Raw genomic sequence first — 13419 nt, 5'->3', positions numbered from 1 at the left:
CCTAATTGAGTTGTTTTATTTGTAGACGTTCTTGTTGTAGAGAGATCTGTACACTGCCTTTGTTCAAGGTTTGCTGTAAATCATGTAAATCTTCACTTAACCAATAATGCCCAGCAATTGCAACAAGTTCTGCTTCTAAGTTTTGGCAAAAAATATGTGCCTGCTGATTTCCAGTGACGCCTGCTAGCGCTCGACCTTTTAATCGACCATAAATATGGATGTTACCATCCGCTAATAGTTCTGCTCCTGGGCTGACGGAAGCAATTACAATTAAATCACTATTTTTAGCATAGATCTGTTGGCCGGAGCGTACCGGTTGGGTAATCACCTTAGAATTAATACCAGGTGTAGAAGTAGGAGCATTTGTTTTGGGGGTAGTGTCGGTGGTTTCAGTTTTTATATTCGCTAGGATAGCCAGGCCAGATTGTATAGCAAAAGTTTGTTGCTCAGCCGTACCACCACGTATCCCGACAGGAATTAAACCGTAACCACGCAGACAACTGATAATGGCTGGGAAATCGATAGGTCCACAGGGTGTAGGTAAGGAAAATAAATCCAAAATGATAGGTAGTTGTTGAAAAAAGCGCGGAGTTTGCTCAACTAAAGGTTTCAATTGTTGATGAACCAATTGTGCATCAGCGTTTAATAAGTGAAAAGTTGTTAATGTGAATAGACTTGCCTTTAATTTAAAGGCTTCTTGTGATGTTCCCATCAAGCTGTACATAAATAGTCCACCTGGTCACTTTATAATGTCGAAATGAAGTAGGTATTATATACATATTGCATATCAAGATGCGAACAAACATCTTGATGCTTGAGATGCAACGCTTCGGTAAGAGCGGTCTATACTAAAACTTGGGGAGTATTCGCCTTTAATTTTCTAGGTGGTGAATGATGGAAAAAATTTGGTTGAATCGTTATCAGCAACAAGTTCCTGCTGAGATTAATCCTGATATTTATCAGTCGCTCGACCAATTATTTGCAGATGCGTGCGAAAAATTTTGTTCGCTGCCCGCACTAAGTTTCTTTCAGCAAACGATTAGCTATGGGCGATGGGCTGAATTAAGCGGTTGCTTAGCCGCTTATTTACAGCAGCATTTGCAATTGAGTAAAGGGACTAAAGTAGCGCTCATGCTGCCTAATTGTCCACAATATATGATATCGATTTTTGCTGTGCTGCAAGCAGGATTGGTGGTCACTAATGTTAATCCATTTTATACCGAACCAGAATTTAAGCAACAAATCGATCATTCACAAGCGGAAGTGTTAATCATATTAAATAATTTTCTACCCAATATAATCCTTGCACTAAAAAATACTCATATAAAATATGTCATTACTACGCATTTAGGCGATACACTTACTTGGCCGCGATCTTGGTTGATCAATGTTTCTGCGTGGTGGGCTATAAAAAATCAAAAACAAAAAAATTCAGCGATTCATCCGATTGATTTTTTAATGGCTATAAAAGTTGGTCGGAACTTAACACTTTCACCAGTTGCAATCAAAAGTGGAGATCTTGCTTTTCTACAATATACCGGTGGGACCACGGGAGTTCCTAAGGGAGCAATGTTAACTCATCGTAATATGTTGGCCAACATTGAGCAATTGACCGCTTGGGTGAGGCCTATATTACATGAAGGCCAAGAAATATTTATTACCGCTTTACCTCTGTATCATATTTTTTCTTTGATGGTTAATGGGCTGATGTGTGTGCGTTTAGGTGGAGAAAATTATTTAATTCCCGATGCACGCAATATAAAGCAACTGATTCAGGTACTTGCAAGTACACCCTTTAGTACATTGTTAGGCGTCAACACTTTATTTAAGGCGCTTCTCAAACATAAAGCATTTACAAAATTAGATTTCAGGAGTTTAAAGATCGCTTTAGGAGGAGGAGCTCCTTTGCAATCTGCGGTTAAAGTTTGCTGGAAGCAGATTACTGGAAAATTATTATTCGAAGGTTATGGTTTAACCGAAGCGTCTCCAGTGGTCTGTGCCCCGCCTTGGGATTTAGTGGTAGCGGGTGAACATGTCGGTTTGCCACTTCCCTCCACAGATATTCGTCTTTGCGATAATAACAAAAATGAAGTGAAATTAGGTGAAGTAGGAGAATTATGCGTAAAAGGCCCTCAAGTTATGCAAGATTATTGGATGCAAGCGGCGGATGTTGAGTATGCATTAACAGCGGACGGCTGGTTATTAACAGGGGATTTGGCGCGTATCGATCATCAGGGTTTTGTGCATATCGTAGGACGTAAAAAGGAACTGATTTTAGTTTCTGGTTTTAATGTCTATCCTGAAGAAATTGAACAAATTATTCAACAAAATCCTAAAGTAAAAGAGGTTGCGATTATAGGGGTGCCATCCACTAAAACCGGAGAAGCGATAAAAGCCTTTATCATAAAAAAAGATGAGAGTCTCACGTCAGAAGAACTATTAAATTATTGTCGAGCGGCACTCACGAGTTATAAATTACCGCATGAAATTAAATTTGTGAATTATTTACCAAAATCTGCTTTGGGAAAAATATTAAAAAAAAATTTACATTAAGTCTAATTTTAAAAAAATAGATATTAAATATTTTAAATTATTTTGTTAATTAATAAATAAATTTAATTGACAATTTTATTTAATAAAAGTAGCCTGTCATTTATCAAAAATAATACCCACAAAAAATAATAATAAAAGAGGTATTTATGAATGTTAAAAGCTTTGATGAATTGTTAAGCGAATATAATGCCAAATTAAGTATAATTTCTAAAACAGATATTACCTATAAAATTTCTATTAATCAGGCAGCGATAATTTTTTTTGAAGGAATAAATAAATTAGATAAAAATATTTTAGAATATTATTTTAAGAATATAAACACAGAAAATATCAATGAAAACGACGTTCAAAAAGATGCTTTCAATTGTTTATTTATATTGACAATTAAAAATACAAGTAACGTTGACTTTTTCGTTAGGTTTTTCCCTGAATATTTAGAATCAGATTCAACCGCTAAGTCCAAATGGTTTATTATTCGTTGGTTGCAATTTTTTATTTCCTGGTTTAAACCTCAATTCAAGCTCAACAATTTACCTGATGCTATCAGAATGTTAAATGCTCTGAGAGATGTAAAGTATCGCCTAGAAAGTGATAAAAACAATTTATTTGATGTTAACTTAGAAATAGAATCATACAAAGCTTTCTCTTTTATAGTAGAAAAATTTCTTGAAAATAAAGTTTTACCTTTAATTTATACTCCTATTAATGAACAGAATTTACTTAAAGACTGGTTCGTAGCTTACGTGCTAAAACTCGAAAGTGCTCAGTATAATAAGGAGTTTTTAGAGAAATATTCAGAAAAACATTTAGAAATAGATACTTTACTTAAATATTTGAAGTATAAGATTAAACTACTCGTAGACTCAGATGAAAAAATTAAATTATTAAATGAATATATAAAATTACAGGATTTTGTTTATAAAAAAGAATTTTCTTCATTTGAGGAAAAAATTTATGAAGTAAAAGAATTTATAAAAAGCAAATTGATTCAAGAAAACTCAGTAAAAATACAAAGCATCTATAATCTTTTGAATGGAATTAAAGAACGACTTAGGATTTTATGCGAATTTAATGATGAAACAGATTTGATAGATAGCCATCCAAATTACTTAACCGCTCATTTTAAACAGTTACTAAATTCAAGAATGGATAAAATACGATTTTATTATGAAACATATAGAAAAAATTTAGATCAACAAGTTGAGCTTTGTTATGGAAATACTCCTAAATTTTATGAAATTTTAAATAAATTGGAATCCAGCTTCTATTCTGATAAAAGTTTATTTTTGCATACTAGTAGTCAAGAATTTTCTAGTAGCAATTTTGCAAATTTATCTGCAAGCTTACAGCGGATACTAATACTTGCTAAAGACCTTGAAAATTGTGCAACAGGGATGGATCCTAAGTCATTAGAAAGTGACCTGCATAAACTAAGTCAATTTGTTTTAGAAGAGATTTTATTCCTACAGTCTGAATTAGCAAAAGAAATTGAAGAACATACCCGCCTTTCTGCTTACGATTCTGATGAAGATGATGAGTGGAATGATGAGTGGGATGATGCATCGAATATTTCTGAAATTTCAGATGTTGAGCAATTAGAGCAAGAAGAAAATGTAAATACAACCAGTGTTTTTATAACAAGCGCGGATAGGCAATCTGACAGTGGTATTTCAGATGAAGAGGAAAATAATTTAGATCATCATACTCGAACCACTCAGTTGCCTATTACTACACCATTTTGGCAAGATTCATTTAATAGGCAAAAAGATCAGTTCGTCATTGCGAATGCCGAAGGCGCGCGGCAATCTATGGATGGCCACGCTCATTACATTCGCTCGCCATGACGGGGTGAAGTTTTGAGCCAATGCGATAGCTACATTTTTTTTGGAAAACAAACTTCGACTTGGAGTCCAGTGCCTTCTTCGGGTGTATCTAAGCCTATCGAACCTTTATGTAATTTTGCAATTTGTTCTACAATAGCCAGTCCTAAACCACTGCCTTGTGCATTAGTTCCTAAGACACGGAAAAAACGTTCAAAGACACGTGCACGTAATTTATCAGGAATACCCGGTCCGTTGTCTACTACTTGCAAGATGATGGAGTCCAATGTATTAAAGATAAGTACCTTAATAATCCCACCTCTAGGCGTATACCGAATGGCATTATCGACTAGGTTGCGGATTAATACATGTAAACCGGTGGTATTACCTAGCAGCTTATAGTCAGCTTCTTTTGCAATTAATTCAATTTCAATCTGTTTAAGGATAGCTTGCGGTGCTAATTGTGCGATGACTTCAGCCGCTATGCGTGACAAGTTTACTTGTGTAAAGTGTTCCGGCATGATGGTTTCTGGGCTTAAGCGACACAATGTCAGTAATTGTTGGATGACATGTGAACAACGATCAACACTCGCAATGACTTGCTTTAAATGCATATAGCATTCTTGTGGATCGGTGGCTTTGAGTGCTACTTGTGCTTGGGTTTTTAAAGCAGCGAGAGGCGTATGTAATTCGTGAGCAGCGTCAGCGGCAAAACGCTGTTCGCGTTCAAAAGCCTGTTGTAAACGCAAAAAAAGTTTATTCAGTTCATCTACCAAAGGACTTATTTCGACAGGAACTTCATTTAAATCGACAGGATCTAAATGATCCGCCGCTCTTTCTGCCATTTCTTTAGCAAAAAAACGAATACTTTTTAATCCGCTACCAATGATTAACCAAATAAACATGCCTGATAAAGGGTAAATAAACAGTGTAAGGTAAGTGTCGCTGACGAGCATCTCATGGATCATAGTATGACGCGCCGCGTATTGCTCGGCTAACACTAAAATGACGCCGCGTTTACTATCGTAAATGGTGAAAGTACGCCATTTTTGGCCATCGATAATTTTATCGCTGAGTCCTGGTTTACTAATGAGTGGTGTTGTCGGTGTTTTTTCTGAGCTTAATAGCAACTTACCATCACCATCCCACAATTGAAATTTATAACGTAATTGCTTTTGAGTGACATCGGTTAGATTTAGGAGGGCGGTAGAAGAGAAGTTTTTTTTTGGAATATTTCCGGTATTGAGCTGTAATTGAATAACTCTAAGTGCTGCGGGTGTTAAGAAACGGGGATTATTGGTAATGGTTTTAAGGAGCGAGCCGGTTTCTACTAATAAATTATCTAGACCCGCATTGATAGCCTGAGTGTCTATATAATAATTACCAAAAGCGGTGATGATGATAGTCGCGATAACTGTGCTTAATAGATTAAACAATAAAAAACGTCTAATCGAGAAAATAGTAAACATTAATTATTTTCCTTCTCCGCCATATACCCCACACCACGTATGGTTCGAATAAAGTTAGTGTCTACTAATTTCTTGCGTAAATTATGGACGTGCACTTCTAATGTATTACTATCAATTTCATCCCCCCAGCCATAGAGACATTGATTAAGCGAGTCACGCGAGACAACATGGCCGGCATTTTCTAACAATTTTTGCAGTAAACTAAATTCACGACGCGACAAACTAATTGCCGATCCTTTGAGTGTGACGGTAAATGAGCTGGGATCTAATTCAATATCGCGATACGTCAATAGAGGGGCGGCGCGGTTGCTGGAAAAACGTCGTTGTAACGCCCGAATTCTGGCAGACAATTCGTCTAGGTCAAAAGGCTTAGTTAAATAATCATCAGCACCACTATCTAAACCCTTAATTCTATCTTCGATGGCATGGCGCGCTGTTAGGATCAGTACAGGCATGGTGATGCCCGCTGCACGCATTTCGCGGAGAACAGTTAAGCCAGGTAGACCTGGTAAATTCAAATCGAGTAGGATGACATCAAATGTTTCTGTCTTGATAGAGCTTAAAGCGGTTCGGCCATCGGTGAGCCAATCAACCGTATAGCCATACTGTTTTAGCCCTTTGTGAATTCCATCACCTAATGCTCCATCATCTTCAACTAATAGAATGCGCATGGTTTGCCTCGTTATTGTTATTTTTATTACCCTTTGCACTTGACATTGGCTGTGTTGCCGCTCAACTCGCAATCCTCATGTATGTTGTATACACTCCGGTTGTTCGGTTTTCGCGGCGCCTTGCCAAAAATCCAATTGCTGTGAGTATCTATTAAGTTTGCACTTAAAGATGCGTATCTTTCAATTCATAGCGAACGGTATCTTCGCTGCGAGATGATTGCATAGCAAGATGCCTGTTAGGCTCTTGATGTGCAAGTACGAGTTAGTTTTTATTACCAAAACGGTAATTTTACGATAAATTGGCCTTCTTTAACAGCTCTAAAAATTTTTTTTCCGACAGGATGCTTAGACCTAATTCCTGGGCGCGGGTGAGCTTAGAACCAGGGTCTTTGCCCACAATCACATAATCGGTTTTTTTGCTTACGCTAGAACTGACTTTTGCCCCGAGTTCTTGCAGTAAAGCGACGGTCTGCTCGCGACTTAATTCTGATAAGCTACCGGTTAAGACAAAGCTTTTCCCGGTTAAGAGCGAGGTGTGCTGTGCGTTAATAACGGTCGGTTTTGGCCAAGTAATTCCGGTGGCCAATAGATTTTTGATCACCTCAAGGTTATGAGATTCGTTAAAGAATTTTTTGACATGCGCCGCGACCACAGGACCTATATCGGTAATTGCTTGCAGGGATGCTTCGCCGGCATGCATGATGGATTTCAGATCTTGAAAATGTTGAGCAAGGTTTTGAGCTGTGGTTATACCTACATCACGTATCCCCAGCCCATATAAGAAACGGGTTAAGCTGGTTTTTTTACTAGCGCTTATGGCCTCGCATAATTTCAAAGCAGATTTTTCACCCAGATGCTCCAGATCGGCTAATTGTTCAGGCATTAAATGATACAAATCAGACACATCTTTAATTAAACCGGTATCAACTAACTGATCGACTAACTTATTACCTAAGCCTTCAATATTCATGGCTTTACGGGAGGCGAAGTGTTTAATAGCTTCTTTACGTTGCGCTGGACAATAGAGCGCACCACTGCAACGCGCGGCAGATTCGGTTGCTATTTTAACGATATCTGAGCCGCAGATAGGGCAATGTTTAGGTAGCTTTAAAGCTAGGGTATGGACAGGCCTTTTTTCTTTAACAACACTGACGATTTCGGGAATAACATCTCCCGCCCTACGAATGATAACCGTATCACCTACCCGTATGTCTTTGCGTTTAACTTCGTCCATGTTATGTAAAGTGGCATTGCTAATCGTAGCCCCACCCACAAAAACCGGCTGTAATCGGGCTACTGGGGTTAAGGCTCCGGTACGACCGACTTGAAATTCAATGGCCAGCACTTGCGTAAGTTCCTCTTCAGCAGGGAATTTATGAGCCAGTGCCCAGCGTGGAGCACGCGAAACAAAGCCTAGTTGCTGTTGTAAAGCGATAGCATTTACTTTGTAGACGACGCCATCAATTTCATAGGGCAGCGTAGGGCGTTGTTTTTCTATTTTATGATAATACGCTAAGCAGGCTGAAATATTTTTGGCAGTCTGAGTTTGTGGGCAACGCGGTAAACCCCAATGTTTAAATTGATCTAAAATTAAAGTGTGTGTAGGGGCCAATTTGCCATCTTCAATTTGTCCGACACTATGTGTAAAAAAAGCGAGAGAACGTTGCGCAGTAATTTTCGGATTTAATTGCCGTAAACTCCCCGCTGCTGCGTTACGTGGGTTAACAAAGGTTTTTTCGCCGGCTTCTTTTAATCGGTCGTTAAGTTGTTGAAAAGCTTTTTTGGGAATATACACTTCTCCGCGTACTTCTAAGCGCGTAGGATAATTTGAAGCTCGAAGCTGTAAAGGAATGCTCAAAATGGTGCGAATATTTAAAGTAATATCTTCTCCGGTATTGCCATCGCCTCGAGTTGCAGCACGAATTAATTGCCCCTTATGGTAGATTAAGCTCACGGCAATGCCATCTAATTTGGGTTCACAGGAATACTCTATATCTTTTTCGGTATGTAAACGTTCTTGTATGCGCTTATTAAAAGCGAGTACTTCTTTTTCAGAAAAGGCATTTTCCAAAGAAAGCATGGGGATGGCATGCTGGACTTGTTGGAAGGATGTTAAAGGGGCACTGCCGACACGTTGGGTGGGGGAATCATTGCTAATAAGCTCGGGATGTTGTTTTTCGAGATCTTCTAATTCACGAAAAAGCTTGTCGTAAGCTGCATCACTAATTAAGGGCTCATCCAGAATATGATAACGATAGTTATGTTCGTTAATTTTTTTTTTAAGTTCGGCGATTTTTTTTATATTAGCGGATGGTTTAGGCATAAGTATGTAACTGTGTATGATAACGAGTCAGATCCTCAATGGGCTGTAATTGTCTATCGCAGAGTATGCCGCCCAGATCTTGAGCGAGAATTTGTGCGGTTTCCCACATTAAGTCAAGCGCGGTCAGTGCAGATTTGACCTTATGAATTGACATAAATAGGCATAATCCAGGGCAAACTATTTCTCCAGTATTATCTAAATCAAACGTTCCGGGTTCGATAGCGGAAGCGAGACTAAACAAAAGTTCTTTCTTGCTTAAAGGATCAGCATAAAAATGAAAAATATTCATCCTGCCATAATGAAAACCCGCACTCGTCAGTGTTTGGATAAGTTCATATCCTCGATAAGGTCTTTGTTGAGGAGCCATTAACTGTAAGATAATATAATTATCAATATCATGTTGGGTCGCGCAGTTTGTGCTGTTGGTGGTTTCTTCTTTAATGTTTGATTGAGTTAGAGTAGGCTCGAGTCGCGATGTTGTTGATATACTCTTCGCACTTGAATTTTTGGCTGTGTTGCCGCTCAATTCGCAATCCTCATGTATATTAATACACTCCGGTTGCTTCATTCTCGCGGCGCCTTGCCAAAAATCCGATTGCTGTGAGTATGGTTTGGTTTGAGACGAAGGCTCTGTTACTGAATCCTCAGCATTTAAATGGACTTTTTCTTTTTCTTTTTTACTGCGAAAATGTCCATGCCAAATAATGAGTATTAAACCAAAAACTCCGAGGAAAATAATACTGGGTAAAATAATGAGTAAGTAGTCAATGTCCATTACATTGATGCCTCTTGCAGGAAATAACCATTTTGGCCAAAGAAAGAAAACGTTTGAGCTATTAAAGTTTCCATGTGCCTCCCCATCATCTAAAGTAGCTGATTCATTGTAAGCTTACGCTTGAGCAATGGCTATGGCTTTTTCTAGATCGACTGCGACCATCCGTGATACGCCAGGCTCATGCATCGTCACTCCGGCTAAGTGATGTGCCATTTCTATGGCTACTTTATTATGGCTGATAAAAATAAATTGTACTTCATTCGACATCTCTTTCACTAACTTACAAAATCTCAAAACATTAGTGTCGTCTAAGGGCGCATCAACTTCATCTAACATACAGAAAGGAGCCGGATTTAACTGGAAAAACGAAAAAACCAAAGCCGTTGCAGTCAAAGCTTTTTCTCCGCCTGAAAGCAGGTGTATGGTGCTATTTCGTTTTCCGGGCGGTTGCGCCATGATGCAGATACCACTGCTCAGTAAATCGGGATCTTGAAGTTGTAATGAAGCGACACCGCCTGAAAACAATCGTGGAAATAAAAGAGTGAAATTCTGATTGACTTTATCGAAGGTTTCTTTAAAACGGTTACGCGTTTCTTTATCCATTTTTTGTATGGCTGTTTGTAACATTTCTAAAGCAGCGGTTAAATCTTTATATTGATCGTCTAAGTATTTTTCACGTTCTGAAACGATTTGCTGCTCTTCTAAAGCAGCGAGATTTACTGCACCCATTTGTTCAATACGCTGAGTTAATTGTGTCAATTGCGTTTCACATTCAGCGATATCGATCTGTCCAGCGGGAATTTCTGATAAAAGTGTTTCCAGTTCATAACCTTGTTCTTGTAATTGCTCTTCTAAGGTTTTAGCGCGTATACGTAATTCTTGCGATAATAAACGTTGCTGTTCTAAGCCATCACGATCTACATTAAGATTAGTTTCCAGTGTTTGTAGTTGATCTTCGGCGTGTTTAATTCTTTCATCAATGGTTTCTAACTGTATTTGGCTGTTTTTAAGTTGTAAGCCAAGTTTATTTTTCGTATCGAGTTGTAGATTGAGTTGTTGCTGGAGTGAAGTTATCGGATTTTCAGCCACGTCCAGTATTTTATGCAATTGATCAAGTCGTTGCTCTAACTGCAAATGTTGCTGTTTTACGTTGGATAAAGTGGCAAGCTCGGTATTGAGTTGATGATGTGTGGATTGTAAACGTAACTCATGTTGATGAAGTTCTGTTTCATTAGCTTTGGTGATACGCATAGATTCACTGCGTAGATTTTGTAATGTTTCTTTATCTTGCAAATATATCAGCCGTTGTTTCTCCATTTGCTGTAGCTGTGCGTCCGCTATCTTTTGCTCCTCGCAGGTTTGCTGTAATTTTTCAAGTGTACTTGCATAATTTTGTTTAGTTTCCTGCAATTCTTGTTGTATCACTTGCAGACGTTGTTCAGCTTGGGATATCCGAGCTTGTTGTACTTTTTGCCGTGCGCTTAAATCCGCTTGTTGGGCAATTAATTCAGCAGAATGCTTTTGTTGTAGCGCTTGTGCATCTTCCAGTTCTTTTAATTGCTTTTGCACGCATTGATAATCATTTTGTTTATTTTCAAGTTGTTCTTGAATATCCTGTTGAGCTTTTTGTAGCTGAGCGATTTCACGTTCCCGTTGCAATAAGCCTGCTTTATGATCATGACCGGCGGTTAAGTGTATCCAATGATTTCCTAAACAAATTCCTTCGCGTGTGATGATGGATTCATAACTTTTCAATTGCTTGGTATATTGCATGGCTTCAGTCATGTTCTCTGCGACATACACTCCCGCTAATAGGTGTTCGAGCGGCCATGGAGCGGTAAATTTACTACTGATAGGTGCTAGCGCTAACTGATTCTGGAAGGTCGTTGCAAAATGTTCACACGGCATCGACTTTGTCATTAAGCTGACGGTGTTCGGTGGCGGGTTATTTAAAAAATCATCTAATGAATCACGATCGGTAAAACATACCGCTTGGATGTGTTGATTTAGGGCAACTTCTACAGCACGCTCCCAGCCGGTTTCAACTTGCAATAACTGTACCAGTCGAGGTTGTTCGGTTAAATTATGTTTTTTAAACCATTGCAACAGGGTGTGTTCACGTTTACCTAAAGCTTCTTGTTGCAAGGCCATCAGCGAAGCATATTCGCCTTGAGTGATTTGTAGGCGACTTTTTAGTTGATCGAGTTCTTTAGTTAATTGTTGTAAACGGGAACGCTGTTCAATAATTTGTTGAGTTATTTGTTCATGTTGCGTTTTACACAGTGTTTGTTTTTCTGCAACTTGAGCTAAAACTTGGTTTAAATCTTCAGGTTGTTCAGCCTGAAAATTTAAAATTTTAGCTTGTTCAGCATGATCTTGCAGTAAACGTTCAATACGTAGGTTTAATGTTTGTGATTGCTGTTGATAATAATGATTTTGTGTTGCCGCACTATGTTGTTGCTGCTTCAGTTCAGCAAAAGAAGTTTGAGTTTTTTCCCATTTTGTTTGCCATTCGGCATAATTTTTTTCAGCTTCTTTTAACAAGGCTTGACTTTGTTCAGTCGCTATTTGGAGATCATTTTGTTTTTGCTGAAGTTCGGTAAGCGTTTGCTTAATTTGCACCTGACTCGCTACACTGGATTGGCATTGCTGTTCAAGAACCGATTTCTTTTTAGTTAAATCGGCTAGTTCGAGCTGATTTTGCTGAAGCTGGGTTGTCTGTGTGCGTAAATTTTCTTCCAAACGAGTTATATTATTGCCTAGTTCATAATATTCTGTTTGGATTTTATCAAAATTTAGTCTTGCTTGGGTTTGTTCGGCACGATCCGTTACTATCTGCGCTGATAAATGCTGTTGTTCAAGTTGAGAGGTATGTAGTTGTTCTTCAACAGATTGTATTTCTTCTATCTGAGAGTGTAGTTGTTCCTGAAATGTTCGGTAACGTAAAGTCTGTAGTTGAGCTTTTAGCAAACGTTCTTCTTGCTTAAGTGTTTTATAGCGTTCCGCGGCATTAGCTTGACGCTGTAAATGCTTAAGCTGCTTACTGAGCTCTTCTCTTAAGTCATTTAAACGATTTAAATTTTCCTGTGTATGTTCTAAGCGTAATTCAGTTTCACGACGTCGTTCTTTATATTTTGAGATGCCGGCTGCTTCTTCAATATAAGCGCGAAGCTCTTCGGGTTTAGCTTCGACTATGCGAGAAATCATGCCTTGTTCGATAATGGCATAACTGCGCGGACCCAGGCCGGTTCCTAGGAAAATGTCACGTATATCTCGTCTGCGACAGCGCGTGCCATTCAGCGAATAGATCGATTGGCCTTCCCGTGTGATTTCACGCCGTATCGAAATTTGCGTGTAACTACTGTATTGGCCGCCGAGGCTGGCATCGGAGTTATCAAAATTTAGCTCAATAGCCGCTTTACCCAGTGGTTTACGGGTATGGCAGCCATTGAATATCACATCATCCAGTGATTGACCGCGTAACTGTTTCGCAGAGCTTTCGCCCATAACCCAGCGTATGGCATCGATAATATTCGATTTTCCACAGCCGTTGGGCCCTACAATAGCGGTAAGATTACTCGGAAAAGCCACCGTAGTTGGGTCAACAAAGGATTTGAATCCTGCTAATTTGATACTTTCTAGACGCATAATAAGTGTATTGATCGGTTTGATAGGCAAAAGTATAGCATTTATAGGGAATATACCCATAACCCGTCAAGATGGGAGTTTGTGTTATAGGGGGGGTGAAATAAAAAAGCCTAAATACACGCTCTTTTATTCAGAGCGTATATCTAGGCTATTCAATGTA

At 38.7% G+C, this 13419-nt stretch carries 8 protein-coding genes; 2 read left to right on the top strand and 6 right to left on the bottom strand.

The genetic code is table 11. From position 1 onward, the window contains the following. Nucleotide 1 precedes the first annotated feature (1 nt). Nucleotides 2–724 (bottom strand): septum site-determining protein MinC, encoded by a 723-nt coding sequence (gene minC / locus AAHF87_RS02890; protein ID WP_342146898.1) that lies wholly within the window; start codon nucleotides 722–724, stop codon nucleotides 2–4. 167 nt (nucleotides 725–891) lie between these two features. Here minC and AAHF87_RS02885 point away from each other — a divergent pair, with 167 nt between their 5' ends. Together AAHF87_RS02885 and AAHF87_RS02880 are read left to right on the top strand one after the other, a co-directional pair. Then, the gene (locus AAHF87_RS02885) at nucleotides 892–2553 is read left to right on the top strand and encodes an AMP-binding protein (RefSeq protein WP_342146897.1); all 1662 of its coding nucleotides are present in this window, start codon (nucleotides 892–894) and stop codon (nucleotides 2551–2553) included. A gap of 146 nt (nucleotides 2554–2699) precedes the next feature. After that, nucleotides 2700–4397 (top strand): hypothetical protein, encoded by a 1698-nt coding sequence (locus AAHF87_RS02880; protein WP_342146896.1) that lies wholly within the window; start codon nucleotides 2700–2702, stop codon nucleotides 4395–4397. Between the two features lie 29 nt (nucleotides 4398–4426). Here AAHF87_RS02880 and AAHF87_RS02875 read toward each other — a convergent pair whose 3' ends face one another. The 5 genes from AAHF87_RS02875 to smc form a co-directional block, all read right to left on the bottom strand. Beyond that, complete coding sequence (locus AAHF87_RS02875; RefSeq protein ID WP_342146895.1) at nucleotides 4427–5842, bottom strand: ATP-binding protein; 1416 nt, start codon at nucleotides 5840–5842, stop codon at nucleotides 4427–4429. After that, nucleotides 5842–6513, bottom strand: coding sequence for a response regulator transcription factor (locus AAHF87_RS02870; RefSeq protein WP_342146894.1), 672 nt, complete (start codon nucleotides 6511–6513; stop codon nucleotides 5842–5844). Before AAHF87_RS02870 ends, AAHF87_RS02875 begins: the two co-directional genes overlap by 1 nt. 289 nt (nucleotides 6514–6802) lie before the next feature. Next, nucleotides 6803–8836: an NAD-dependent DNA ligase LigA gene (ligA, locus tag AAHF87_RS02865; RefSeq protein ID WP_342146893.1), complete on the bottom strand. Its 2034-nt coding sequence runs from the start codon at nucleotides 8834–8836 to the stop codon at nucleotides 6803–6805. After that, nucleotides 8829–9611 carry a cell division protein ZipA C-terminal FtsZ-binding domain-containing protein gene (locus AAHF87_RS02860; RefSeq protein WP_342146892.1) on the bottom strand — a complete coding sequence of 261 codons (783 nt, stop codon included), beginning with the start codon at nucleotides 9609–9611 and terminating at the stop codon, nucleotides 8829–8831. The genes ligA and AAHF87_RS02860 overlap by 8 nt, the downstream gene beginning before the upstream one ends. Before the next feature lie 114 nt (nucleotides 9612–9725). Then, nucleotides 9726–13289, bottom strand: coding sequence for a chromosome segregation protein SMC (gene smc / locus AAHF87_RS02855; protein ID WP_342146891.1), 3564 nt, complete (start codon nucleotides 13287–13289; stop codon nucleotides 9726–9728). Nucleotides 13290–13419 lie beyond the last annotated feature (130 nt).

The sequence above is a fragment of the Rickettsiella endosymbiont of Aleochara curtula genome (assembly GCF_964030935.1).
Taxonomy (GTDB): Bacteria; Pseudomonadota; Gammaproteobacteria; order Diplorickettsiales; family Diplorickettsiaceae; genus Aquirickettsiella.
The sequence above is the reverse complement of the archived record's forward strand: the minus strand, read 5'-3'. Positions and strand labels throughout refer to the sequence as shown.